Below are 25,916 nucleotides of genomic sequence, written 5' to 3' on the forward strand. Positions count from 1 at the left end.
CCCCCCCTGTGGGTGCTGACCAGTCATGGCAGGCTGGGTGCATGAGGATCAGCGTGGGACAGTTCGGGCCGGGGGCCCGGGTCGAGCAGAACCTGGCCGCCGCCGGACGGCTCGCCGAGCGCGCCGCCGCGGAGGGCGCGGGGCTGCTCGTGCTCCCGGAGGAGGCCATGCTCGCCGCCCGGGCGACGTCGGAGGCGGACTTCCCCGGCGCCGTCGCGGCTGCGTGGGGGCCCTTCGCCGAGGGGCTGGCGGGGCTGGCCCGCGAGCACGGTCTGGCGGTCATCGCGGGCGGCTACGAGCCGAGCGGATCCGACCGCCCGTACAACACCCTCCTCGCCGTGGACGCGGCGGGTGCCTTGGCCGGCTCCTACCGCAAGCTGCACCTCTACGACGCCTTCGCGCACCGCGAGTCGGACCGCATCACCCCGGGTGACGGCGGAACCGCCGTCGTCCAGCTGGCCGGCCTGCGGGTGGGCCTGCAGACCTGCTATGACCTGCGCTTCCCCGAGGTGTCACGGGCCCTCGCGCTCGCGGGAGCGGACGTGATCGCGACCCCCGCCGCGTGGTTCTCCGGCGAGCACAAGGTGGACCACTGGCAGATGCTCCTGAAGGCGCGTGCCGTGGAGAACACGGTGTGGGTGGCGGCGGCGGACACGTGCGCCCCGGACTCGTCCGCGAGCGGTGGCACCGTGGGCCACTCGGCGGTGATCGATCCGCTCGCGCTCACCGTGGCGGCCTTGACCGACGAGCCCGAGGCCGTGGCCACCGCCGATGTGACCCGCGAACGGATCGACCAGGTGCGGCAGTTCCTCCCTGTGCTCGCCAATCGACGCGCGGACGTCCTCTGACGGTCCGCGTTACCCCTTTGCCTGGGAGCACGCCTAAAATCAGCTCAGACGTGCATCCACGCGGGCGCCTCCCCGGCGCTCGGAACGCGCCCCGTGCGACGGGGAGGAACGGGAGTATCCACATGAACACCGCCCAGAACCCCGCCCACGGCGCCACCGCCGTCGAAGCCCGCGCCGGCCGCACGGAGCCCGTGCGCCCGGTCCGCCACGCCACCGTGGACGAGACCATGATCGAGCCGACCCGTCCCGTGGACGGCTGGGGCTTCGCCAACCGCGTGATGATCGCCGCGGCGGTGCTGACCACCGCCTTCATGATCGCCCGCGTGGTGCTCTTCCCCGAGGCCGGCACCGCCCCGGTGCGGGACCTGAACCTGGAGCAGAACGGCTTCCTCCCGTCCACCGGGGAGACCGGCCGCGGGTGGGTCGTCACCCTGCAGTCCGTCATGTTCGGCCTCGTGGGCGGCGCCCTCACCGCCGCGTTCGGCTACGGGATCGTCCTCATGATGGGCGGCGCGGCCCGCTCCGCGGCCCGCTACGTGATCGGCGGCGTGATCGGCGGCCTGATCGCCGCCGCGCTCCTCCTGATGGTCTTCTCGAACACGGCGGTCGAGTCCATCGGCTTCCACGTCTTCTGGCTGCTTCCGCTGGGCGGCCTGATCGGCGGCGTCTGGGCGGGGCTCACCTCCGCGCGTCGCTGACCCACGACGGCGGTCCTCCCGTGCACGCCCGGCACGGGCGGTCGGAGGACCGCCGGACGGAACCAAGGCCCCGAGGCCCGGCATCGCGCCGGCCCTCGGGGCCTTGGTCCGTCATCACTCGCACCGTCATCACTCGCACCTTGATGAGGTGCCTTCAGCGTAGGAGCCGAGGGTGGGTAATCCAGGGGAGCCGCCTGTGGTTTGGCTGGGAACGGTTCAGTCGCCGGAGAGCACGCGCGCGATGCGCGCCGTGGCGGCCACCAGGGCCCGGCCGCAGCGCTCGGCCAGCTCGTCCGTGCACCGGTAGTCGGGCACCAGGGTGCTGAGCGCCCCGACGACGGCGCCCCGCACCACGACGGGGGAGGTCAGGGCGGTGACGTCCGGCTCCACGGAGTGGGTGCGCTGCGTGTACTCCCCGGCGGGCACCTCTCCCCGGAAGGCGCGGCCCACGGCGCTCTCCGCGAGCGGCACCGTGCGGCCCACCCAGTTGGTGTGCCGGACCGAGTGAGTGCCCTCCACGATCGCGATGTAGAGCGCGGTCTCGCCCGGACCGTGGATCGCCAGGTATACGGACTCGCCGGTCCCGGCGACCACCTCCTCCATCGCGTCACGCGAGAGGGCCACGAGCGGTTCCCGCGTGAAGGCCCGGGCGCCGATCTGGAGGAGACGCGGTCCCGGGCGGTACTGGGCGTCGTCGTCGCGGGCCACGAGCCCCGCGCTCTCGAGGCTGCGCAGGAGGCGCAGCGCCGTGGAGGGGGGGAGGTCGGCGGTCCGCGCCGCCTCCGAGAGACTCAGGGGCGCCTCCTCGGTGACGGCAGCGAGCAGCTCGAGCGCGCGGTCCACGGTGCGAGTCGATGCGGTGGCCATGAAGGGGAGAGTACTGCCCGGCACGCCGAGGGGGCTTGCATGTGTCGATGCTCACTGTTTCAATGGGTGGCAACACGTTGCCGCTCAACGGCAAGCCTGGGGAGTCCCCCTCGGCGACGCCGCGCACCGCCTTCTCGAGAGGAACCACCATGGCCGAGGGCTTCACCCAGCACGATCCGTCCCGCACCATCCGCGCCGACCGCGGCACCGAGCTCTCCGCCAAGTCCTGGCAGACCGAGGCTCCCCTGCGCATGCTGATGAACAACCTGGACCCGGAGGTCGCCGAGCGCCCCGAGGACCTGGTCGTCTACGGCGGCACCGGCCGCGCCGCCCGCTCGTGGGAGGCGTTCGACGCGATCGTCGAGACCCTCAAGGACCTCGAGGACGACGAGACGCTGCTCGTGCAGTCCGGCAAGCCCGTGGGCGTCATCCGCACCAACACGTGGGCGCCGCGCGTGCTGATCGCCAACTCCAACCTCGTGGGCGACTGGGCCAACTGGAAGGAGTTCCGCAAGCTCGAGGCCGAGGGCCTCATGATGTACGGCCAGATGACCGCCGGCTCGTGGATCTACATCGCCACCCAGGGCATCCTGCAGGGCACCTACGAGACCTTCGCCGCGATCGGCCGCAAGAAGTACGACGGCACGCTCAAGAACACCCTGACCCTCACCGGCGGCTGCGGCGGCATGGGCGGCGCCCAGCCCCTAGCCGTGACCCTCAACGGCGGCGTCTGCCTGATCGTGGACGTCTCCGAGGAGCGCCTGCGCCGCCGCATGGGCAAGCGCTACCTCGACGAGGTGGAGACCGACATCGACAAGGCGATCGAGCGCGTCATGCAGGCCAAGCGCGACGGCGAGGCCGTCTCCGTGGGCCTCGTGGGCAACGCCGCCGAGGTCTTCCCCGAGCTGCTCGAGCGCCAGAAGGCCGGCGAGGTCGAGATCGACATCGTGACGGACCAGACCTCCGCCCACGACCCGCTCTCCTACCTCCCGCTGGAGTACACCGTGGAGGAGTGGCAGGCCGAGGCCGAGGCCGACGCGGACACGTTCACCAAGAAGGCCCAGGAGTCCATGGCCCGCCAGGTCGAGGCCATGGTCGGCTTCCAGGACATCGGCGCCGAGGTCTTCGACTACGGCAACTCCATCCGCGACGAGGCCCGCAAGGCCGGCTACTCCCGCGCGTTCGAGTTCCCGGGCTTCGTCCCGGCCTACATCCGCCCGCTCTTCTGCGAGGGCCTCGGCCCGTTCCGCTGGGTGGCGCTCTCCGGCGACCCGGAGGACATCCGCGTCACCGACGAGGCCCTGAAGGAGCTCTTCCCCGAGAACGAGCACCTGCACCGCTGGCTGGACGGCGCCGCCGAGTTCGTGGAGTTCGAGGGCCTGCCGGCGCGCATCTGCTGGCTCGGCTACGGCGAGCGCCACAAGGCCGGCCTGCTCTTCAACCAGCTCGTGGCCGAGGGCAAGGTGAAGGCCCCGATCGTGATCGGCCGTGACCACCTGGACTCCGGCTCCGTGGCGTCCCCGTACCGCGAGACCGAGTCCATGCTGGACGGCTCCGACGCGATCGCCGACTGGCCGCTGCTCAACGCCCTGACCGCCACCTCCTCCGGTGCCACGTGGGTCTCCATCCACCACGGCGGCGGCGTGGGCATCGGCCGCTCCATCCACGCCGGCCAGGTGGGCGTGGCGGACGGCACCGAGCTGGCCGCGGCCAAGCTCGAGGCCCTGCTGACCAACGACCCGGCCATGGGCGTCTTCCGCCACGTGGACTCCGGCTACTCCCGGGCCGCCGAAGTCGCCGCCGAGCGCGGCGTGCGCGTGCCTATGGAGGCGAAGATCCGCGACTGAGCGGGTCTCGGCGCGGGCGGCAGCCGCCGCCCGCGCACCTGAAGAAGCGGCCCGGGCGGGCATGACCGCTCGGGCCGCTCGGTGAAAGGACACCACGATGGCGCAGGCCCATCCCGGAGACGCAGAGCTGCATACGAACACGACGGCGATGACCGCCATCCGCAACGACGATCCCCGCCCTCCCGCGCGGTGGCGCATGCTGGTGTACTCGGCGATCGGCGTCTTCATGTTCTTCGTGCCGATCACCATCGACGGGGTCAGCACCATCCCCCTCGACCACATGGTGACCTGGGTCCGCAGGATCCTGGGACCGGCCGAGCGCTTCGTGGGCCTGGCCATCATCGCGGCCGGCGCGGTGTACCCGTTCGCGACCGGCCGGTGGCGCCAGGGCCCCATGCGGATGACCTTCGCCTTCCTCGCGGTGCTGGGCTTCGTCACCGCGAGCATGGTGGTGTTCGGCTTCGGCCCGAGCTGGATCCTGGACAAGGCCATCGGCCCGTTCCTGCTGGACAAGCTCGTGGTCCCGGTCGGGCTGATCGTGCCCATCGGCTCCGTCTTCCTCGCCCTGGTCATCGGATACGGACTCATGGAGTTCGTGGGCGTGTACCTGCGCCCGGCCATGCGGCCGATCTGGAAGGTGCCCGGCCGTGCGGCCGTGGACGCCGTGGCCTCGTTCGTGGGCAGCTACGCCCTCGGACTGCTTCTGACGAACCGCATGTACCGCGGCGGCCGGTACACGGCGAAGGAGGCGGCCATCATCGCCGTCGGCTTCTCCACGGTGTCCGCGACCTTCATGGTGATCGTGGCCCGCACGCTCGGTCTCATGGACGTGTGGCTCTGGTACTTCTTCGGCACCCTCGTGGTGACATTCCTCGTCACCGCCATCACCGTGCGCATCCCCCCGCTGAGCCGCATCCCGGACGAGGTCCACCCCGGCGTCGAGCACCATCCGGAGCAGCCCGTCACGGCCGACCGCTTCAGCGTCGCGCGCCGGGCCGCGGAGCAGACGCTCGCCGAGGCTCCGTCGCTGGGGCGCAATGTGTGGCTCAACTTCCGCGACGGTCTCGTGATGGTCATGCAGATCCTGCCGTCCATCATGTCCGTGGGCCTGATCGCGCTGCTGCTGGCCACCCATACCCCGGTCTTCACGTGGGTGGGCTACCTCTTCTTCCCGCTCTTCGCCCTCCTCGGCTTCTCGGACCCGGGCCTGTTGGCCACGGCGTCCGCCACCTCCATCGCCGAGATGTTCATCCCGGCCACCATGGCGGCGGGCCACGAGGACTTCGTGGCGCGCTTCGTGATCGGTGTGATCTGCGTGTCCGCGATCATCTTCTTCTCGGCGGTGGTCCCGGCCATCCTCGCCACGGACATCCCCGTGAAGCTCTGGCACCTCGTGGTCGTCTGGGCGGAGCGTGTGATCCTCACGATCCTGCTCGCCACCCCGGTGGCCCATCTCGTCGCCGCCCTGACCTGACATCCTGGGAACGTCGCTCCTCCGTCTCCCTCGCCCGCCCGCTCCGAAAGGCCCCCATGCGCTCCACGCTCCTCACCGACATCGCCGAGCTGACCACCGTCGACCCCGAGGGCCGGGTCCTGGCGGACGCCGCCGTCGTGGTGGAGGACGAGCGGATCGCGTGGATCGGCGCCGCCGCCGAGGCCCCCGGGGCCGACGAGCGCGTGTCCGTGGGCGGGCGTGCCGTGCTGCCCGGCTGGGTGGACTCGCACACCCACCTCGTGTTCGACGGCGACCGCTCGGCCGAGTTCGAGGCCCGCATGGCCGGGGAGTCCTACGCCGCCGGCGGCATCGGCGTGACCACGTCGGCCACGCGGGAGGCCTCCGACGAGCGTCTGCGCGCACTGGTCGCCGGGCGTGTGGCGGACGCCGTCGCCGGCGGCACCACCTACCTCGAGACGAAGACCGGCTACGGCCTCTCCGTCGAGGAGGAGGCCCGTCACGCGCGCCTGCTCTCGGAGCTGAAGGCCGAGGGGCAGATCGACGAGGTGACGTTCCTCGGCGCCCACCTGGTGCCGAAGGGCCGCGAGGCGGAGGACTACCTCGACGACGTCGTCGGCCCCATGCTGGACGCCGTGCGCGAGCACGTGGGCTGGATCGACGTCTTCTGCGACAAGGGCGCCTTCGACGCCGCGCAGACCCGCCGCGTGCTCGAGGCGGGCACCGCCGCGGGCCTGCGCGTGCGCCTGCACGGCAACCAGATCGAGGAGGGCCCCGGCGTCGGCCTGGCCGTCGAGTTCGGCGCCGCCTCCGTGGACCACGTGAACTTCCTCGCCGACGCGGACGTCGAGGCGCTGGCCGGCACGTGGGGCGACTGGGACCGCGCGTCGGCCGCCGGCACCCCCGGCACCGTGGCCGGCTGCCTGCCCGCGTGCGACCTCTCCACCCGCGCCCCCCTGGCCCCGGCCCGCCGCCTGCTGGACGCCGGGATCGAGATCGCGCTGGCCTCCAACTGCAACCCCGGCACGAGCTACACCACGTCCATGAACTTCAACGTGGCCACCGCGGTGCTGCAGATGGGCCTCACGCTGGCCGAGGCGCTGCGGGCCGCGACGCTCGGCGGCGCGATCGGTCTGCGCGCGCAGGACCGCGTGGGCAGCCTCGAGGTCGGCAAGCGCGCGGACCTCCACGTGCTCGACGCCCCCGCCGCCATCCACCTCGCCTACCGCCCCGGCATGCCGCTCACCCACGCGGTGTGGCGGGCCGGCCGGCGCGTCGTCTGAGGTCGCCCACCCCGTACGATCACCGCCGGGACCACCCGCCCGGTGACGCCCGACGTCGGACACACCCGCCCGGCGTCGGGCCCGACCCACCCCACCACCCGAGGAGCGCACCGCCCATGACCACCCCTCCCGCCACCGTCACGCTCGGCACGTCCGGGGCCACCCTGGACGACGTCGTCGCCGTGGCCCGCCACGACGCCCGCGTGGTGCTCGCCGACGACGTCCTCGAGACCGTCGGCGCGGTGCGCCGCCACGTCCAGGCACTGGCCGAGGCCGAGACCCCCACCTACGGCGTCTCCACCGGCTTCGGCGCACTCGCGGACAAGCACATCCCGCTCGAGTCCCGCGCGCAGCTGCAGAAGTCGCTGATCCGCTCCCACGCCGCCGGCATGGGCCCCGTGGTGGAGCGTGAGGTCATCCGCGCGCTGATGTTCCTGCGCGCCACCACGCTGGCCTCCGGCCGCACGGGTGTGCGCCCCGTGGTCGTGGAGACCTTCGTGGCCATGCTCAACGCGGGCATCACCCCGGGCGTGCGCGAGTTCGGCTCGCTCGGCTGCTCGGGCGATCTGGCCCCGCTGTCCCACGTGGCGCTCGCGCTCATGGGCGAGGGCGACGTCGTCGGGGAGGACGGCGCGCTGCGTCCGGCCGGCGAGGCGCTCGCCGAGGCCGGGATCGAGCCGGTCGAGCTGCGGGAGAAGGAGGGCCTGGCCCTCGTCAACGGCACCGAGGGCATGCTCGGCATGCTGATCCTCGCGCTGGCCGACCTCGAGGAGCTCGCCGATACCGTGGACCTCACCGCCGCGATGTCCGTGGAGGCCCTGCTCGGCACCGACCGCGTGTTCGTGCCCGAGCTGCACGCCCCGCTGCGCCCGCACCCCGGCCAGGCCGCCTCGGCGGACCGCATGCTGAAGATCCTCGCCGGCTCGCCGATTGTGGCGAGCCACCGCGTGGGCGACTCCCGCGTGCAGGACGCCTACTCGCTGCGCTGCGCCCCCCAGGTGGCCGGCGGCCTGCGCGACACCCTCGCGTACGTCACGTCCGTGGCCGAGCGCGAGCTCGCCGCGACCATCGACAACCCGGTGGTGCTCGACGACGGCCGGGTGAGCTCGAACGGCAACTTCCACGGGGCGCCCGTGGCGTACGTGCTGGACTTCCTGGCCATCCCGGTGGCCGACGTCGCCAGCATGTCCGAGCGCCGCACCGACCGCATGCTGGACCCGGCCCGCTCCCACGGCCTGCCCGCGTTCCTCGTGGACGATCCCGGCGTGGACTCCGGCATGATGATCGCCCAGTACACGCAGGCCGGGCTCGTCTCGGACATGAAGCGCCTGGCCGTGCCCGCCTCCGTGGACTCCATCCCGTCCTCCGCCATGCAGGAGGACCACGTGTCCATGGGCTGGCACGCCGCCCGCAAGCTGCGCTCGGCCGTGGAGAACTTCCGCCGCGTGCTCGCCGTCGAGCTCGTGGCCGCCGCCCGGGCGATCGAGCTGCGCGCGCCGCTGCAGCCCTCCGCCGCGACCGGTGCCGCCGTCCGCGTGATCCGCGAGGCCGGCGTCCCCGGCCCCGGCCCGGACCAGTACATGGCCCCGCAGCTGGCCGCCGCCGAGCAGGCCCTGCGCGACGGGTCCGTGCTGGCCGCCGTGGCGGAGGCGCTCGCGGGTGCGTCCGCCGACGCCGAGCCGCAGGACCTGGCCGAGGAGTCCGAGGGCGCCGAGGCCGAGGGGCACTGACGCCGCAGAGAGGTCCGACGCCACAGAGTGGTCACGACATGCCGCGTGCGCCTGCGCGAGACGGCGTGTCGTGACCACTCTGTGTGTGGGCGGCCCTGCCGGCTCAGGCCGCCAGGTCCACGTCCTTCGTCTCCTTCATGACCAGGCCGGTCAGCCCGGTGAGGCCGCCGACCACCATGAGGTAGATCGGGAACGCGCTGGTCCACCCCTGCGCCGTCAGCCACGTGATCAGGTACGGCGCCGTGCCGCCGAAGATCGCGGTAGCCAGCGAGAGCATGGTGGCCACGCCCTTGGCGCGCACCGCCGTGGGCAGCACCTCGGACCAGACGGCGCCGTTGACGCCGAACAGCAGCGCCACGGCCAGCAGGGCGATGGTCTGCACGAGCAGGAACGAGGCGAAGGTGCCGTCCAGCATGCCGAAGAGCGGGAACGGCAGCACCACGAAGAGCAGGCCGAAGGCGATGACCAGCGGACGGCGGCCGACCCGATCACCGAGCAGGCCCGCCCCGAGGATGGCGACCAGGAAGATCACCTGGGCCACGAGCGAGGCCGAGAGGGTGGTGGACTTGTCCATGTGATGGGCCACCTGCGCGTGCGTGGGCAGGTAGATCAGCCACGTGTAGAACATCAGGGAGCCGCCCGCGGAGACCAGGAAGATCGTCAGCAGGCCGCGCCACACCGCGCCCGGCTCCCGACGTGGGGCCTCGTCCGCGGTGGGCACCACCTGCTGCGCCGCCGTGAAGTGCTCCGACTCCGTCAGGCTCCGTCGCAGGTACAGCGCGTAGAGGCCGAGGACGCCGCCGATGCCGAACGCCACGCGCCAGCCCCAGGACGCCACCTGCTCGTGGGAGAGCAGCGTGTTGATGGCCAGACCCACGAGGGTCGCCAGGATCGTGCCCACCACCACGGACACCCACGACGTCGCCCCGAACAGCCCGCGCCGACCCTGCGGCGCGCGCTCCACGAGGTAGGTCACGGAGGTGCCCATCTCGCCTCCGTGCGCCAGGCCCTGCAGCAGGCGGGCGATGACGAGGATGACCGAGGCGAAGACGCCCACCGTGCCGTAGGTGGGGGTGACGGCGATGATCAGGCTGCCGAGCGCGGTGATCATCATCGCCGCGAAGAGGCTGCGCTTGCGGCCCACCCGGTCCGCGTAGGCGCCGAACACGTAGCCGCCGATGGGGCGGGCGACGAAGCCCACCGCGAAGACGGCCAGGGTCGCGAGCAGCCCGGAGGTGGGGTTGTCCGTGTGGAAGATCTGCGCCGCGAAGACCGGGGCGAAGATCGTGTAGACGTTCCAGTCGTACCACTCCAGCGCGTTGCCGAAGTTCACGGCCAGCATGTCCTTCAGGCTCCGGGGGCGGGCCTGGGGCACGGGAGTGGGCCGGGCCGCGCCGGTGGCCGCGGTGCTCATGCCCGTCCCTCGAGGCCGGCCTGGGCGTCGCCGTCGGCGCCGGGCACCCGCATCTCGAAGGTCTCCCGCACCACGGTGTAGTCGAAGTAGCCCAGACGCGCGATCGGCTGGATGCGCGGGATGTCGATGCGGCCGTCGGCGGTGATGACGTCGTCGTCGATGTGGATGGTGTCCACGTGGGCGAAGACCACGTCGATGGTGCCGACGTTCGAGTCGCCCTTGATGCGGTGCGTCGAGTGGTAGCGGCACTCGAAGCGCACGGGGGACTCGGCGACCATCGGGATGGGGTGGTTGTCCGCGTAGACCTTGGTGACGCCGTGCTCCGCGATGCGGTCCCACTCGCTCTCGCCCGGCTCCAGGGCCATGGCGGAGACGTTGACGGCCTCGCGCAGGTCGTAGGTGGCCATGTTCCACACGAACCAGCCGGTCTGCTCCGCGTTGAGGACGGTGTCCTTGCGGCGTCCGTCCGGGTACTGGTTCGCGGAGAACATCACCATGGGCGGGTCGAAGGTGAGGTTCTGCCACTGGCTGTAGGGGGCGATGTTCTCCATGCCGTCCGGGCTGACGGAGGACAGCCAGCCGATGGGCCGCGGCACGGTGGAGCTCTTGAAGGGGGAGAAGGGCAGGGGGTTGGCGTCGTGCTGCGGGCGGTACTTCATGAGTCCTCCGTGTGATGGCGGTAACAGGATGTGGGTCACGCTACGCCGCATATTCCGTATATATCAAGCGGATGTGCGCAGATGACTGCCTAGGCTGGGCCCATGAACAAGTCGGAGGAGGCCTACGCCCGCCTGACGCAGAAGATCGAGACCGGGGAGCTGCCACCGGGCGCCGTCCTCAGCGAGGCGGCCCTCATCGCCGCCGCCGAGACGGGACGCACGCCCCTGCGCGAGGCCGTGCAGCGCCTCATCCGCGACCACTGGCTCCTGACCGGTGGGGGACGTGGCCTGCAGGTCCCCGCGATCTCCGTGGACGACCAGCTGGAGAGGCTGGAGGTGCGGCGGTCGCTCGAGGCGCTGGCCGTGGGACTGGCCTGCGCGCGGGCGGGCGAGGAGCAGCTGGCCGCCGTCGCGGCCCACGTGCGGCACCTGCGCACGGTGGAGGACCTGCCGGCGTACGTCGCCGCCGTCGGGCGCTCGCACGAACTCCTGCGCACGATCGCGAACAACCGCTATCTCGCCGATTCCCTGGTCCCGCTCCAGGGGCTCTCCCGGCGGTTCTGGCTCGCCACCACGAAGGGTCTGCCCGACGAGGTCGAACGCGGCCGGGCGTTCTACGTCCCGGCGCTGGAGGCGGTGACCCGGAGGGACTCGGCGGGAGCCCGGGCCGGGGTGCTGGCCCTGCACGACTTCCTGGCACGCTCGGCGCTGGACTACGCCGCCCGACGCGCGGCCCACGGCAGCGCCGAGCCCCCGGCCCCGTGGGCGGACCGACGCTGACGCGCGCGGCCCCCGCGCCTGAACGAGTCCCGGCCCGCTCAGGCCAGCAGCGACGCGTCCGTCCGGTGACGGCTGACGATCGCGTGGATCAGCCGGGCCGCGGCCTTCGCCGTGCGGCCGTCCACGTCCAGGGAGGGGTTGAGCTCCACGACGTCGGCCAGGGCCAGCTTCCCGGACTGGGTGGCCTCCAGCGTGCACGCGTGGATCACCTCGTACGGCACGCCGAAGCCGGCCGGTGCGCTCACCCCCGGGGCGACGGCGGCCGGCAGCACATCCAGGTCGATCGTCAGGTAGAGCACGTCCACGGCGTTGATGAACGAGCGCACCCAGCGGCGCACGCCGGTGACGTCGGCGGTCTGGGCCTGCTCGTCGGTCACCCACGTGACCCCGCGTTCGCGCGCGGTGTCGAACAGGACGCGGGTGTTGTTGGCCTCGCTGATGCCCACCACCGCGTAGGAGAGCTGATGCTCCGCCCCCTCGGCGTCGCGCAGCGCCTGCAGGAACGGGGTGCCGGAGCTGGGCCGCGGCGCCTCGCGCAGGTCGAAGTGCGCGTCCAGGTTGAGGATGCCCACGCGGGTGCCCGCACCCACGCGCGTGGAGCCGGTCAGGCCCGTGATCGAGGCGTAGGCGGTCTCGTGTCCGCCGCCGAGCACCACGGCCAGGTCGTGGGCGTTCAGCAGCCCGCTGACCACCGTGCCCAGCTCGGCCTGGCCCGCCTCGAGCTCGCCCGGGGCGTCGTCGTCACCGCGGTCCACGGACACGTCGCCCGCGTCCACGAGCGCGCCCGTGCCCTCGAGGTACGCGAGCGAGGCGAGCGCACCGCGCAGCGCCTCCGGGCCGTCCTCGGCGCCCACGCGGCCGTGGTTGCGGCGCACGCCCTCGTCCGAGGCGAAGCCGACGAGCGCCGTGGACCGCGCGCCCGACGTCGGGGCGCCGGCGCCGGGGTGGCGCTGCGTCGTCGTGGGCTCACCGTGGCCGGCGGCGGGGCGGACGACCTGGTGCCAGCGCAGGTGCTCGGGGGCGTCGCCGTCGGTGCGGCCGGTCCAGGTGGGGGAGAGGGAGGGGGAGGGGAGCTCGGAGGTCATGGGCCCATCCCACGCCATCGACGGGCGGGTGCGCAACGAGGGCCGGACGACGCCCGACATGGGGCGTCGTCCGCCTAGCGGTCGAGTTCCTGGCGCCGCGAGCTGATCACGCCGGTGACGAAGCCGGCGAGGTTGAGCCCGCCGTGGAAGCGGGCGTGCTCGATCTTCACGCAGCGGTCCATCACGATCTCCAGGCCCGCGGCCTCGGCCTGACGTGCGGCGTCCTCGTTCCAGATGCCCAGCTGCAGCCACACGGTCCTCGCGCCCACGCGGGCGGCGTCCGCCACCACCTCTGGGGCGTCGGAGGCCTTGCGGAACACCTCCACGAGGTCCGGGGTGACGGGCAGGTCCTCGAGCGAGGCGTACACGCGGTGGCCGAGGATCTCCTTGCCGGCCGCGGCGAGCACGGGATTCACGAAGTAGACGTCGTACGTGGTCGAGCTCAGCAGGTACGTGGCCACGAAGTAGGACGCGCGGGCCGGCTTGTCCGAGGCGCCCACGATCGCGATCGAACGGGTGCGCCGCAGGATCGCCAGGCGTTCGGGGGCGCTGGGGCCGGTCCAGGCCCGCTCTGGGTGGGTGGTGCTCATGGCTCAGGCCTCCTTCGGCGCGGCCGGGGCGCCGTCGTCGTCGCGGGTGCGGCCGGTGGCCGCGGTGAGGGCCTGGTCCAGGTCCCACAGGATGTCCTCGACGTCCTCGATGCCCACCGAGATGCGGATCAGGTCCTCCGGGATGCCGCCGGCCACGAGCTGCTCGGCGGTGAGCTGCTGATGGGTCGTCGTGGCGGGGTGCAGCACGAGCGTCTTGGCGTCGCCGATGTTGGCCAGGTGGGAGGCCAGCTGCAGCGCGGAGATGAACGCGGCGCCGGTCTCGCGGCCGCCGACCACACCGAAGCTGAACACCGAGCTGACGCCCCGGGGCAGCAGCTCGCGGCCGCGTTCGTGGTGCGGGTGGTCGGGCAGGCCGGCGTAGCGGACCCAGGAGACGCGCGGATCCTCGTCCAGCCACTGCGCCACGGCCTGCGCATTCGCCAGGTGGGCGTCCATGCGCTGGGCCAGCGTCTCGACGCCGATCATCAGCTGGAACGCCGACTGCGGGGCCAAGGACGGGCCGAAGTCACGCAGCTGCTCGGAACGCAGCTTGGTGAGGAACCCGTACTCGCCGAAGTTGCCCCACCAGGAGACGCCGCCGTACGAGGGCACGGGCTCGGTCATGGACGGGAACTTGCCGTTGTCCCACGGGAAGCGGCCGGACTCCACCACGACGCCGCCCAGCGTGGTGCCGTGGCCGCCCAGGAACTTCGTGGCCGAGTGGATCACGATGTCCGCACCGTGCTCGATCGGGCGGATCAGGTACGGCGGCGTGAGCGTCGCGTCCACCACGAGCGGGACGCCGTGGCGGTGCGCGACGTCGGCCAGGCCCGGCAGGTCGACGATGTCGCCCGAGGGGTTGGCCACGATCTCCACGTACACGGCCTTGGTGTTCTCCTGGATCGCGGCCTCGTAGTCGGCGGCCTCCATCGAGTTCACGAACGTGGTCTCCACGCCGAAGCGGCGCAGGGACACGTCGAGCTGGGTGATGGTTCCGCCGTAGAGCTTCGAGGAGGCCACGATGTGGTCCCCGGCCCCGGCGAGCGCCGCGAAGGTGACGAACTCGGCGGCCATGCCGGACGCCGTCGCCACCGCGCCGATGCCGCCCTCCAGCGTGGCGATCCGCTCCTCGAACGCGGCGACCGTGGGGTTGCCGATCCGCGAGTAGATGTTGCCGTACTTCTGCAGCGCGAAGAGGTTGGCGGCGTCTTCGGCGGACTCGAACACGAAGGAGCTCGTCTGGTGGATCGGCACCGCGCGGGAGCCGTGGACGGCGTCCGGGACGGCGCCGGCGTGCAGGGCCTTGGTGCGGAATCCGAACTCGTGGTCGGCCACGGCGGTCCTCTCTGGCAGGGGGCGAGAATGCGCGCCCCACCCTGCCAGGCCCGGGCGACGACGTCGGACACCGCGTCACATACGCGCCGCCGGGGCGCTCGCGGCACCCGGCCGCCGGCCCCCGACCCCGGCCTCCCCAGCGAACGAGGTGTCACGAAACGTTGGAATGGCGCCCGCATTCCCACATTTCGTGACACCTCGTTCCGAGAGGAGGGGGAGCGTGGCGAGGAGCAGCAGGCGCGTGGTCATCGGTTCAGGGCCGCCGCGATCCAGACGGCCGCGGGCAGACCGACGATGAAGACGCCCACGAACCCGTAGGTGAGAAGGCGGCCCGTGCGCGAGGCGAGGTTCACCGTGGCGCCCACGCCGTAGCCCTCGCGCTTGGGCGGGAAGGCAGAGGGGTCGTCGGGGTCGCGCTTCAGGCCCGCCGCGGTCCACTTCTCCTCCTCGGCGGCCTCCTCGGCGGTGGGGCGGTGGCCGAGGTCCTGGGCGACGCGGTCCGACCAGCGGGTGCCGCCGCGGATCGCCGCGCTCAGCGCGACCATCACCCCGACCATGAGGAGGGTGAGGCTGAGCGGCATGAGCCACCAGGGCATCCGCCACGCGCCCGCGGTGAGGACCTCCACCGTCGACGGGAGCATCGGGAGCAGGGTCAACGCGGCGATCCACCCGAGGGCCGTGCGCATGCCGCGGTCCACCCCGGCCTGCCGCACGCGCCGCCACGGGGAGGCGTCCGGAGGCAGGGGCGTCATCATCGGCACGATGGCGGCCATGAGCGCCATGAGCACGGTCATGCCGAGGGCGACGATCGGCCCCATGCCGACGGTGCCCAGGGACTTCTCGTCCCAGTCGTCGGGACGGCCGTCGATGCCCCAGTGCACCGGGACCCGGTCCGGGAGGTCGGGCAGGGCGACCGTGACCCACCCGAGCATGCCGATGCACACCGCCGCGGTCAGCAGGAACGGCAGCCAGGGCCGCCACGCCCCGCGGCGCAGGGCCTCCCGCTCGGCGGCGGGGACGTCGTCGTCGGGCCGGCCCGGGCCGGGGGGTGTGGCGGGGGTCATGCGTTCAGGCTACAGAATCCTGTGGACGCGCTGAGGGCGGCGGGCGTCAGGCCCGCGCCGCCCGGTCCCCGCGGTCCGTCGCCCGGCGCATGCGACGCTCCGGCGCCCGCCCCAGCCACACCGCCGCCGCACACGCCGCGACCACGAGCAGCATCCCGGCCACGTCCGGCACGTCCAGCACCTGCCCGCGCACGGCCCACGCGGTGAGCGCGGCGGCCACGGGGGACAGGCACGTGAGGAGGGAGAACAGTGCGGTGGGCATGCGGCGCAGCACGTGCATCTCGATCCCGTACGGCAGCGAGGAGCTCAGCACCGCCACCACCAGCCCGACGCCCAGCACGACGGGGTCGAGCAGGGCGGGCCCCGCCGTCGTCGCGCCGATGGGCAGGGCGAGGAAGGAGCCCGCGACCATGGCCAGCGCGAGCCCCTGCACCCCGGGCAGATGCCCGCCCGCGGCCCGACTCATCAGGATGTAGCCCGCCCACAAGGCGGCGGCGCCCACGGCGCACGCCACGCCCACGGGATCCAGCCCGGCGCCCGCGCCCGCGCTGAACCCGTCCCGGCCGAGCAGCACGATGCCCGCAAGGGCGACGCCGGCGCAGGCCCATGCGTCCCAGCGCCGCCGCGCCAGGACGGACAGCGCGAGCGGTCCGAGCACCTCGAACGTGACGGCCACGCCCTGGGGGATCCGGTCGAACGCCTCGTAGATGAGCAGGTTCATCCCGGCCATGGTCAGCCCCAGCCCGACGACGGCGGCCCACCCCTGCGCGGTCAGGCTCGCCAGGGCGCGGCGCCCGGGGCGGGCGAAGGCCAGCAGCAGGAGGGCGGAGAACACGAGGCGCAGGGCGACCATCCCGGAGGCGCCGACCTGACCGAACAGCAGGCCGGCGATGGAGGCGCCGAGCTGCTGGCACAGCACGGAGAGCAGGACCAGCAGCACGGGAGGCACGCGGCCAGCGTACGGGTCATCCAGGGGCGGCCGGACGCGTTCGGCGGTGCGGCAGCGCCGTCGTGACTCCGGCCCGGGGCCCGGTTCAGACCGTGGGCGGGCGCGCTCCTAGCGTGGCGGCAGACCACGCACTCGGCCGTCGGTGCCGGACACCACCGCTGACCGCCCCGCTGACAAGGACCCCCATGACCGAGACCCTCACCACCGCCCGCGCGGAGGACGTCCGCCCCGAGCCGCCCCGCGCGGAGGCCTCCGTCCTCACCCCGCCCGAGGTCGACGTGGCCGACCTGCCCCGCGACCTCGCCGGGCTGCGCGCCCACTTCGCGCCGCTGTTCGCGCAGATCGCGGAGGGCTCCCGCGAGCGCGATCACGAGCGGATCCTGCCCTTCGAGGAGGTCCGCGCGCTCCACGCCGCCGGCTTTGCGGTGCTGCGCGTCCCGGCCGAGGCGGGCGGGCCCGGCGTCGACGTGCGCACCGCGATCGCCCTGCTCGTGGACCTCGCCGAGGCCGACTCCAACGTGGCCCACCTCTACCGCTCACACCTGGGCTTCCTCGACGCGCTGCGGTTCCAGCCCGAGGACGTCCGCACGCGCTGGTACGGGCGCGTCCTCGCCGGCGCCACGGTGGGCAACGCCTCCACGGAGAAGGGCGGCAACGCGCTCGGCACGCTCAACACGGTGCTCACGGAGGACGCGGCGGAGGCGGGCGACGACGGCGCGGCGGACTCCGCGCCCGCGTGGACGCTCTCCGGCACGAAGTACTACGCCACGGGCTCGATCTTCTCCTCGCACACCCGCGTCTCCGCCTCCGTGCGCCGCGCCGACGGGAGCGTGGACGCCGGGCGCGGCTTCGCCGTCGTGCCCGTGGACGCCGCCGGCGTCACCCTCGAGGACGATTGGGACGGCTTCGGGCAGCGCCTCACCGGCACGGGCACCGCGGTGTTCGAGGATGTGAGGATCCCCGCGGGCGACGTGCTGCGGCGCATCCCCGGCACCCCCGAGGCCGTGTTCGAGGCCGCGTACTTCCAGCTGATCCTGCTCGCGGTGCTGGCCGGGATCGCCCGCGCCTCCCGCCGCGACGCCGCCGCCCGCGTGGCCGCGCGCGTGCGCACCTTCAACACGGGCCTGGGCCTGCCGTTCCGTGAGGACCCGCTGATCCAGGAGGCCGTGGGCCGGATCGCCGCGAAGGCGTTCACCGCGGAGGCCGCGGTGCTGGCGGCGGCGGAGGCGCTCGACGCCGCGCTCGCCGCCGGGGCGGCCACCGGCGCCGACCGCTGGGGCTACGACGGGGAGACGCCGCTCGCGTTCGCGAACGCCGAGGTCGCGGTGGAGCACGCGCAGATCACCGTGCCCGAGCTCGCGATCGGCGCCGCGCAGGAGCTCTTCCTCACCGGCGGCGCCTCGGACACGTCCACCGCCAAGGGCCTGGACCGCCACTGGCGCAACGCGCAGACCGTTGCCACACACAACCCCATCGCCTTCCGCGCCCGGGCCGTGGGCGACTACTGGATCAACGGCACCCTGCCCGAGGGGCTCTCCGCGATCGGCGATGCGCCGGCGACGGGTTCAGGGCCGACCGACGCCGCGGCGTCCGCGGTCGTCATCACCGAGGGGGACGCCCGATGAGCACCGTCCTGGACGCTCCGGAGGCGACCCCGCCGTCGTCGGGACCCGGCACCGGGAACGCGCCCGCCTCCCCGGCCGCCCCCGCCGAGGACCCCGCGGCCCGGCGCCATCGCACGCGCGCCGTCGTCTCCTCGCTGCTGGGGACCACGATCGAGTGGTACGACTTCTACCTCTACGGCCTGGCCGCCGCCCTCGTGTTCAACGTGCAGTTCTTCCCGGGCGCCACGCAGCTCGGAGCCACGCTCGCCTCCTTCGCCACCCTCGCGGTGGGCGTGGTGATGCGCCCGCTCGGCGGGGTCGTGGCCGGGCACTTCGGGGACCGCGTGGGGCGCAAGGCCCTCCTCGTGGTCTCCCTCCTGCTCATGGGCGTCTCCTCGTTCCTCATCGGCCTGCTGCCCACCTTCGCGCAGGCCGGCTGGTGGGCCGTCGCCGGTCTCGTCCTCCTGCGCCTCGTGCAGGGCGTCTCTGCCGGGATGGAGTGGGGCGGGGCCGCGCTGATGTCCGTGGAGCACGCCCCCGCGCACCGCCGCGGCTTCTTCGGCTCCTTCACGCAGATCGGCTCCTCGGCGGGCATGCTGCTGGCCACGGCCGCGTTCAGCATCGTCCACCTGTTCACCACGGAGGAGCAGTTCGCCGCCTACGGCTGGCGCATCCCCTTCCTCGCCTCGGCCGTGCTCGTGGCGATCGCCCTGGTGATCCGGCTCGGCGTGCAGGACGCGCCGGAGTTCCAGGAGCGGCGCGCGGCCGGCGAGCTCAGCGCCTCCCCGGTCCGCGAGCTGCTGCGGGACCACGGCCGGGCCGTGCTCGTCACGGCCGGCCTGCGCCTGGGACAGAACGGGGTGTACTACCTGATCACCGTGTACCTCGTGAGCTTCCTCGTGCTGCGCGGGCATGACAGCGGGATCCTCCTCACCTCGATCATGGTCGCCTCCGCGATCGGACTCGTGAGCACCCCGCTGTGGGCCGCGCTCTCCGACCGGTGGGGCCGGCGCCGGGTATCCCAGCTCGGCTACGCCCTCATCGCCGGCGCCGGGTGGGCCGTGTTCGCCGTGACCGAGGCCGGGCTGATCGCGTGGCTGCCGATCGTCGTCGTGCTCGTGATCAACGTGGCCCACGACTCCGTGTACGGCCCGCAGGCGGCGTGGTTCGCCGAGCAGTTCCCCGTGCAGGTGCGCTACTCCGGCGTGAACCTCAGCTACCAGATCGGCACGGTGCTCGGCGGCGGCATCGCCCCGTTCGTCGCGGCCCTGCTCTTCGAAGCCGGAGGGCGCACCCCGTGGCTGATCGCCGCGTACCTCACCGTCCTGGCCGGGCTCTCCCTGTGGGCGTCCAGCCAGGCCGCCGATCCGACCGCGCGCCGCGGCGAGGCGTCCGGATCGGCGCCCGCCGTCCCGACCGTCCAGGAGACCCGATGACCCCGCAGCCCGAGGCGCAGAGCGCCCAGCCCTTCCTGCTCAGCGCGTTCGAGATGATGACGCCCGTGCACCAGTCCCCGGGGCTGTGGCGGCACCCGGACTCGCGGATCGCCGAGTTCGACCGCCTCTCCTACTGGACCGACCTCGCCCGCACCGTGGAGGAGGGCGGGTTCACCGCGCTGTTCCTCGCGGACGTCCTGGGCCTGTACGACGTGTACGACGGCGGGGTCGAGGCCACCGTGCGCGGCGGTGTCCAGTGGCCGCTGCTCGAGCCGACCGTGGCCGTGCCCGCCATGGCCGCCGTGACCGACCGCCTCGGCTTCGGCGTGACCGCGTCCGTCACGTACGAGCAGCCGTACCAGTTGGCCCGCACCTTCGCGACGCTCGACCACTTCACGCAGGGCCGCGTGGCCTGGAACGTCGTGACCAGCTACCAGGACTCCGCGGCCCGCAACCTCGGGCTGGACAGGCAGCTGCCGCACGACGAGCGCTACGACCGCGCCGACGAGCACCTCGACGCCGTCTACCGCCTCTTCGAGGGATCGGTGGAGCCGGGCGCCGTGGTCAAGGACGCCGCCGCCGGCGTCTTCGCGGACCCGGAGCGCGTGCACCCGGCCGGCGTGGCGGGCACGCACTTCCGCGTCCCCGACGCCGCGCTCACCCACCCCGGTCCGCAGGGCACCCCGTTCCTCTTCCAGGCCGGCGCCTCCGCGCGGGGGCTGCGGTTCGCGCAGGAGCACGCCGAGGCCGTCTTCGCCATCGGCCCGACGACGGCGCACGTCCGCCGCTTCGTCGAGCAGACGCGGGCGGGGCTCGTCGACGCCGGCCGCGCCGAGGACGCGATCCGTGTGCTCGCGATGGTGACCGTCGTCGTCGCCGAGACGGACGAGGCGGCGGAGGAGCGGCTGCGTGGCTACGCGGACTTCGTGGACGTCGAGGGTGCCCTCGCCCTGTTCGGCGGCTGGACCGGCGTGGACTTCGCGGGCCTGGACCCGGACGCGCCGCTGGAGCACGTGGTGACGGACGCGAACCGCTCCGCGCTCGCGGCCTTCACCGCGGACCCCTCGGGGAAGCTGTGGACGCTGCGGGACGTGGCCGAGTTCGTGGCGATCGGCGGGCGCGGCCCCGTGATCGTGGGCTCCCCGGCGACCGTGGCGGACGAGCTCGAGCGCTGGCAGGCCGAGACCGGTGTGGACGGCTTCAACATCTCCGCGGCCGTGCGCCCGGCCGACCTCGAGCGGTTCACCACGCTCGTGAGCCCGGAGCTGCGCCGCCGCGGCGCGCTGCGCGAGCCCGAGGCCGGGAGGACGCTGCGCGAGAACATCACCGGCGCGGGGCCGCGCTTGCCGGAGGATCACCGGGGCGCGGGGTTCCGCGGCTGACCTCCCCGTCCTCGACGAGCCCTGCGTCGTGCTGCCGTTCCCGCGGGAACAGGCACCACAACGCAGGGCTCGTCGCGCCGTGGCGTGGGAGAGTGAGGGCATGACCCGCCCCGACGAGCCTGGCCGCCCCGCCCGCCCCCAGACCGTGCTGACGGTCCAGCGCACCGAGCGCCTCAGCCCGCACCTGGTCCGCATGACGCTCGGCGGCGAGCAGTTCGCGGACTTCCACGCCCGCTGGGCCGCCAAGGGTGCGGCGGATCAGTACATCAAGCTGCTCTTCACCGACCCCGTGCTCGGCCTCACCCCGCCCTACGACCTGGACGCCCTCCGCGAGCGCCTCACACCCGAGCAGATGCCCGTCCGCCGCACCTACACGGTGCGCGCCGTGGACGCGGCGGCCGGCACGGTGGACGTGGACTTCGTGGTGCACGGGACCGGTCCCGACGACGGCCTCGCCGGTCCGTGGGCCGCCTCGGCACAGCCGGGGGACACGGTGGCGTTCATGGGACCCGGCGGCAGCTACAGCCCCGATCCCGGGGCGGACTGGCACCTGTTGGTCGGTGACGACTCCGCCCTGCCCGCGATCGCCGCCGCCCTGGAGGACCTCGCGCGCACGGCCCCGGACGCCGTCGGGACCGCGCTGATCGAGGTGGGCGGCGCGGAGGACGAGCTGCCGCTCGAGGCACCGCTCGGCGTCGAGGTGCGCTGGCTGCACCGCGGCGGGGACTTCACCCCGGAGGCGACGCGCTGGGCTGCCGAGCTGCGCGCGCTCCCGTGGCGCGAGGGCCGGGTGCACGCGTTCGTGCACGGGGAGCGCGAGCAGGTGAAGGCCGCGCGGGCGTACCTCACGGACGAGCGCGGGGTGGACCGGCGGTCCATGTCCGTCAGCGCCTACTGGGCGTTCGGCCGCGCCGAGGACGCGTTCCAGGCGGAGAAGCAGACGCCGGTGGGGCAGATCTTCCCCTGAGGGGTGACGTGCCCATGCGACGAACCCTGCGTCGTTGTGCCTGTCGCGCGGTCTCCAGGGCGACAGCGCAGGGCTCGTCACCCGGGGCAGGGCTCACGCCGCGTCGGCCGCCGGGCGCTTCACGAACCACACCGCCACCACGTTGAGCGTGAACACCGCCGCGCCAGAGAGGAACGCCAGGTGCACGCCGTCCATCATGGCGGCCCGCGCCGGCAGGCCTGCCGCGGCCGACGACGCCGTCCCCACCGTGAGCAGCGTGATGAACAGCGCCGTGCCCGCCGCGCCGGCCACCTGCTGCAGCGTGGACATCAGGGCGGAGCCGTGCGCGTACAGCGGCCGGGGCAGGGCGCTGAGCGCCGTCGTCATGAGCGGGGAGAACAGCAGGGAGAGGCCGATCGAGATGGCCACGTGCAGGCCCACCACCATGAGGGCGCTCGAGTCCTCGCTCAGCGTGGTGTAGCCCCACAGTCCCGCGGCGCCGAGAACCGAGCCCGGCACGACGAGCGGGCGCGGGCCGACGCGGTCGTAGAGGGTTCCCACCACGTAGCCGAGCACCGCCATCACGACGCCGCCGGGCAGCAGGGCCAGGCCGGACTGCTGGGTGCTCCAGCCGAGCACCTCCTGCAGGTAGATGGGCAACAGGATGATGGTGCCGAACAGGGCCATCATGGACACGAGCATCACGCCCAGCGCCACCGTGAACGTGGGCCGGGCGAGCGTGCGCAGGTCCAGGAGCGCGCGGTCCTTGAGCCGCAGCTGGCGGGCCGCGAACGCCGCCAGGGCGAGCACTCCCACCAGGATCGGGATCCACGGCGCGACGGCCGCGTGCCCGCCCGCGGCCTCGCCGATGCTGGAGAGGCCGAAGACCAGGCCCGCGAAGCCGACGGCGGAGAGCGCTCCGGAGGGCACGTCCAGGCGGACAGGATGCGGCTCGGTGACGTTGCGGACCCACGCGGCGCCGGCGGCCAGCGCGAACAGGGCGATGGGCAGCACGGTGAAGAACAGCCAGCGCCACGTGAAGTGCTCGAGGATCACTCCGCCCACGGTGGGGCCGCTGGCCGGGGCCACGGCGATGACGATCGAGATGACGCCCATGATGCGCCCGCGGCGGGCCAGCGGCACCACGTTGAGCACCGTGGTCATCAGCAGCGGCATCATGATGGCCGTGCCGACGGCCTGCACCACGCGTCCGGCGAGCAGGATCCCGAAGGTCGGCGCCAGTCCCGCCAGAGCGGTGCCGAGCGTGAACGTGCTCATGGCGATGATGAACACGGTGCGGAGCGTGAACCGGTTCAGCAGCCACCCCGTGAAGGGGATGACCACGGCCATCGTCAGCATGAAGCCGGTGGAGAGCCACTGCGCCGAGGCGGCCGAGACCGAGAACTCCTCCATCAGGCGCGGCAGCGCCACGGACATGATCGTCTCGTTGAGGATCACCACGAAGGCGGCGGAGACGAGCAGGCCGATGAGTCGGCCGGTGCCGGGGGCGAGGGTGTCGGCGACGAGGGCGCGCTCGCCGTCGTCGTGCGCGGGGCCCGGGGAGCCGGCGTCGGGGGATGAGGTCACGGGGGCCTTTCAGGGGGCGGGACCGAGCGGGGAACGGCCGCCAGTCTATGGGGGCGGGCGGGCCCCCGCCCCGTGACGGTTCCGGACGGGGGTGAGAGGCTGACGTCGTCATCCTCGATCCGCGAGTCGGCCGGGCCCGCGGGCTCGCCCTCCTCCGAGATCCAGTCCGCGAACGCGGACCTCGCCGGCGAGAGCGGGGCGGTCAGGCGCGGGCGGCCAGCACCTCCGCGATCTGCCCGACGCACCACTCGTTCTGCAGGCTCGTGGTGTCCCCGAGGCGGTCCCCGGTGTGCAGCTGCGTGAGCAGGCGCCGCATGATCTTGCCCGAGCGCGTCTTCGGCACATCCGGGACGAACACCACCTCGCCCGGCTTGGCCACCGGGCCGATCATCCGGCCGACGTGCCGGCGGAGCTCCTCGGCGCGCTTCGCCGCGACGTCCTCGCCCCCGTCCGCGAACGCCGTCGCCCACTCCCGGCTCGGCACGACGAAGGCCACCGCCGCGTGTCCGGTGCGCTCGTCGGGCACGGGGCACACGCCCGCCTCCACCACATGGGGGTGCGCCACGAGCGCCGACTCGATCTCGATCGTGCTCAGCCGGTGCCCGGAGATGTTGATGACGTCGTCGATGCGCCCGAGGATCCAGACGTCGCCGTCGTCATCGGTCTTGGCGCCGTCTCCGGCGAGGAACCAGCCCTGCTCCGCGTAGTCCGCCCAGTAGGAGCGGAAGTACCGTGCCGGGTTGCCCCACACCGTGCGCGCCATGGACGGTGAGGTCCGGGTGACCACGATCTTGCCCTGCAGGTGCGCGGACACGGGCGCGCCGTCGTCGTCGACCACGGCCACGTCGACGCCGGGCAGCGGGCGGGAACCGCAGCCCGGCTTGAACGTGGTGTCCGTGGGGCGGGGGGAGATGACGGTGGAGCCCGTCTCGGACTGCCACCACGTGTCCACCATGGGCACCGGGGTGCCGGTTCGCTCGAGCCCGGCCCGGCCGATCTGGGTGCGGGCCCACGCCCACGCCTCGGGATTCACGGCCTCGCCCACGGTGCCGATCAGGCGGATGGACGCGAGCGAGGGGCCGCCGGCATCCTCCGCCGGGATCCCGTCCGGGTGCCAGCCCATGAGCGAGCGGATGAGCGTGGGCGCGGTGTAGTAGCTGGTCACACGGTAGCGGTCGATCACCTCGAAGTGACGGCCCGGATGTGGTGCATTGGGCACGCCCTCGTAGATCACCTGCGTGACGCCGTTGGAGAGCGGTCCGTAGATCTCGTAGGTGTGGGCGGTGACCCACGCGAGGTCAGCGGTGCACCAGTGCACGTCGTCGCCCCGGCGGGACACGTCCGGGTGGGAGAAGAGGAAGTCGTGCGTCCACGAGGCCGCGGCGAGGTAGCCCGCCGAGGTGTGCACGAGACCCTTGGGCTGCCCCGTGGTGCCCGACGTGTACATGATGAACAGCGGGTGCTCGGCCTCGAAGGCGCGCGCGGCGTGGGTGGCCGGCTGGCGGTCCACGACGTCGTGCCACCACAGGTCCCGGCCGGCCGTCCACGCGATCTCTCCCGGTCCGGTGAGGCCGCAGCGGTCCACCACGAGCACGTGCTCGACCTGGTTCTGACCGGCGACGGCGGCGTCTGCGTTCTCCTTGACGGGCACCACCTTCCCACGGCGGTGCTGGCCGTCCGTGGTGACGAGCAGCTTGGCGCCGGTGTCCTCCACGCGGAAGCGCAGCGCCTCGGCGGAGAAGCCCCCGAACACGAGGGAGTGCACCGCGCCGATGCGCGCGCACGCCAGGGCGATGACGATCGTCTCCACGATCACGGGCAGGTACACGACGACGCGGTCGCCGGCGGTGATGCCCAGCTCCTCGAGCGCGTTCGCCGCGCGGGCCACACGGCGCTGCAGGTCCGCGTAGGTGACGGCGCGGCGGTCGCCGGGCTCGCCCTCGAAGTACAGGGCGACCTTCTCCCCGCGCCCCGCCGCCACGTGCCGGTCCACGCAGTTCACGGCCACGTTCAGGGTGCCGTCCTCGTACCAGCGGATCTCCGGGCCGCGCTCGGCGGCCGGGTCCGGGGCGGTGAGGGAGTGCGTCCGGGTGAAGTCGCGGTCCCACGTGAGGCGCCGTCCGACGGCCTCCCAGAAGGCGAGCCGGTCCGCCTCGGCCACCGGACGGCCCGGGTGCACGTCCGGGTCGGCGGCGTCCACGACCTCCCGCGGCAGCGGGCCGGGCAGCGTGGCGAGCGCGGCGGCGGGGACGCCGTCGTTCGGGCGGCGCACCGGATCGGCGGGGGAGGCTGCGGGGACGGACGCGGTCACGGGAGGGAACCTCGGTTCGGTCGGGGGTGTGGCGAGCGCAAGCGGCGG

21 protein-coding genes are annotated in these 25,916 nt (G+C 73.3%); 11 read left to right on the top strand and 10 right to left on the bottom strand.

Annotated elements, in window-relative coordinates; all coding sequences use genetic code 11:
• Window positions 1-41 precede the first annotated feature (41 nt).
• Window positions 42-848 (top strand): carbon-nitrogen hydrolase family protein, encoded by an 807-nt coding sequence (locus tag AAG742_RS01115; protein ID WP_343282195.1) that lies wholly within the window; start codon window positions 42-44, stop codon window positions 846-848.
• A gap of 122 nt (window positions 849-970) precedes the next feature.
• Window positions 971-1,546: a hypothetical protein gene (locus AAG742_RS01120; protein ID WP_343282196.1), complete on the top strand. Its 576-nt coding sequence runs from the start codon at window positions 971-973 to the stop codon at window positions 1,544-1,546.
• A 216-nt stretch (window positions 1,547-1,762) separates the two neighbouring features.
• On the opposite strand, the gene AAG742_RS01125 is transcribed toward AAG742_RS01120, so the two are convergent.
• On the bottom strand, window positions 1,763-2,413 hold the full coding sequence (locus tag AAG742_RS01125; RefSeq protein ID WP_298710530.1) for a helix-turn-helix domain-containing protein: 651 nt from the start codon (window positions 2,411-2,413) through the stop codon (window positions 1,763-1,765).
• 149 nt (window positions 2,414-2,562) lie between these two features.
• Between AAG742_RS01125 and hutU the strand changes: the two genes are divergently transcribed.
• The 4 genes from hutU to hutH all read left to right on the top strand — a co-directional run bounded on the left by hutU (window position 2,563) and on the right by hutH (window position 8,726).
• On the top strand, window positions 2,563-4,260 hold the full coding sequence (gene hutU, locus AAG742_RS01130; protein ID WP_298710863.1) for a urocanate hydratase: 1,698 nt from the start codon (window positions 2,563-2,565) through the stop codon (window positions 4,258-4,260).
• Between the two features lie 97 nt (window positions 4,261-4,357).
• Window positions 4,358-5,734 (top strand): YjiH family protein, encoded by a 1,377-nt coding sequence (locus AAG742_RS01135; RefSeq protein ID WP_298710529.1) that lies wholly within the window; start codon window positions 4,358-4,360, stop codon window positions 5,732-5,734.
• Window positions 5,735-5,790: 56 nt separating this feature from the next.
• Window positions 5,791-6,996: an imidazolonepropionase gene (gene hutI / locus AAG742_RS01140; RefSeq protein WP_298710528.1), complete on the top strand. Its 1,206-nt coding sequence runs from the start codon at window positions 5,791-5,793 to the stop codon at window positions 6,994-6,996.
• A 116-nt stretch (window positions 6,997-7,112) separates the two neighbouring features.
• On the top strand, window positions 7,113-8,726 hold the full coding sequence (hutH, locus tag AAG742_RS01145) for a histidine ammonia-lyase (RefSeq protein ID WP_298710527.1): 1,614 nt from the start codon (window positions 7,113-7,115) through the stop codon (window positions 8,724-8,726).
• Between the two features lie 103 nt (window positions 8,727-8,829).
• Here hutH and AAG742_RS01150 read toward each other — a convergent pair whose 3' ends face one another.
• Complete coding sequence (locus AAG742_RS01150) at window positions 8,830-10,140, bottom strand: MFS transporter (protein ID WP_343282197.1); 1,311 nt, start codon at window positions 10,138-10,140, stop codon at window positions 8,830-8,832.
• On the bottom strand, window positions 10,137-10,799 hold the full coding sequence (locus tag AAG742_RS01155) for a flavin reductase family protein (RefSeq protein ID WP_298710524.1): 663 nt from the start codon (window positions 10,797-10,799) through the stop codon (window positions 10,137-10,139). The genes AAG742_RS01150 and AAG742_RS01155 overlap by 4 nt, the downstream gene beginning before the upstream one ends.
• A gap of 102 nt (window positions 10,800-10,901) precedes the next feature.
• Between AAG742_RS01155 and AAG742_RS01160 the strand changes: the two genes are divergently transcribed.
• Window positions 10,902-11,579: a GntR family transcriptional regulator gene (locus AAG742_RS01160; protein ID WP_298710523.1), complete on the top strand. Its 678-nt coding sequence runs from the start codon at window positions 10,902-10,904 to the stop codon at window positions 11,577-11,579.
• Between the two features lie 38 nt (window positions 11,580-11,617).
• On the opposite strand, the gene hutG is transcribed toward AAG742_RS01160, so the two are convergent.
• The 5 genes from hutG to AAG742_RS01185 form a co-directional block, all read right to left on the bottom strand.
• Entirely contained in the window at window positions 11,618-12,664 is a 1,047-nt protein-coding gene (gene hutG, locus AAG742_RS01165) for a formimidoylglutamase (RefSeq protein WP_298710520.1), read from the bottom strand.
• A 74-nt stretch (window positions 12,665-12,738) separates the two neighbouring features.
• A complete protein-coding gene (locus tag AAG742_RS01170; RefSeq protein ID WP_298710519.1) occupies window positions 12,739-13,254 on the bottom strand; it encodes a CoA-binding protein in 516 nt (171 codons plus the stop codon).
• 3 nt (window positions 13,255-13,257) lie between these two features.
• On the bottom strand, window positions 13,258-14,589 hold the full coding sequence (locus tag AAG742_RS01175; RefSeq protein ID WP_298710517.1) for an O-acetylhomoserine aminocarboxypropyltransferase/cysteine synthase family protein: 1,332 nt from the start codon (window positions 14,587-14,589) through the stop codon (window positions 13,258-13,260).
• A gap of 245 nt (window positions 14,590-14,834) precedes the next feature.
• A complete protein-coding gene (locus AAG742_RS01180) occupies window positions 14,835-15,653 on the bottom strand; it encodes a DUF1648 domain-containing protein (protein WP_248116462.1) in 819 nt (272 codons plus the stop codon).
• Window positions 15,654-15,699: 46 nt separating this feature from the next.
• Window positions 15,700-16,602 carry an EamA family transporter gene (locus tag AAG742_RS01185; RefSeq protein WP_298710513.1) on the bottom strand — a complete coding sequence of 301 codons (903 nt, stop codon included), beginning with the start codon at window positions 16,600-16,602 and terminating at the stop codon, window positions 15,700-15,702.
• A gap of 185 nt (window positions 16,603-16,787) precedes the next feature.
• Between AAG742_RS01185 and AAG742_RS01190 the strand changes: the two genes are divergently transcribed.
• From AAG742_RS01190 to AAG742_RS01205, 4 genes are all read left to right on the top strand, one after another.
• Complete coding sequence (locus AAG742_RS01190; protein WP_298710511.1) at window positions 16,788-18,227, top strand: acyl-CoA dehydrogenase family protein; 1,440 nt, start codon at window positions 16,788-16,790, stop codon at window positions 18,225-18,227.
• Window positions 18,224-19,642, top strand: a complete 1,419-nt coding sequence (locus tag AAG742_RS01195) for an MFS transporter (protein ID WP_298710509.1) — start codon at window positions 18,224-18,226, stop codon at window positions 19,640-19,642. Before AAG742_RS01190 ends, AAG742_RS01195 begins: the two co-directional genes overlap by 4 nt.
• The gene (locus AAG742_RS01200) at window positions 19,639-21,024 is read left to right on the top strand and encodes an LLM class flavin-dependent oxidoreductase (RefSeq protein WP_298710507.1); all 1,386 of its coding nucleotides are present in this window, start codon (window positions 19,639-19,641) and stop codon (window positions 21,022-21,024) included. Before AAG742_RS01195 ends, AAG742_RS01200 begins: the two co-directional genes overlap by 4 nt.
• A 100-nt stretch (window positions 21,025-21,124) precedes the next feature.
• Window positions 21,125-21,991: a siderophore-interacting protein gene (locus tag AAG742_RS01205; RefSeq protein WP_298710505.1), complete on the top strand. Its 867-nt coding sequence runs from the start codon at window positions 21,125-21,127 to the stop codon at window positions 21,989-21,991.
• Window positions 21,992-22,084: 93 nt separating this feature from the next.
• On the opposite strand, the gene AAG742_RS01210 is transcribed toward AAG742_RS01205, so the two are convergent.
• Together AAG742_RS01210 and acs are read right to left on the bottom strand one after the other, a co-directional pair.
• A complete protein-coding gene (locus AAG742_RS01210; RefSeq protein ID WP_298710503.1) occupies window positions 22,085-23,557 on the bottom strand; it encodes an MDR family MFS transporter in 1,473 nt (490 codons plus the stop codon).
• 202 nt (window positions 23,558-23,759) lie between these two features.
• Window positions 23,760-25,772, bottom strand: coding sequence for an acetate--CoA ligase (acs, locus tag AAG742_RS01215; protein WP_298710860.1), 2,013 nt, complete (start codon window positions 25,770-25,772; stop codon window positions 23,760-23,762).
• Window positions 25,773-25,916: the final 144 nt, after the last annotated feature.

This window comes from Micrococcus sp. 2A, assembly GCF_039519235.1.
Classification (GTDB): domain Bacteria; phylum Actinomycetota; class Actinomycetes; order Actinomycetales; family Micrococcaceae; genus Micrococcus.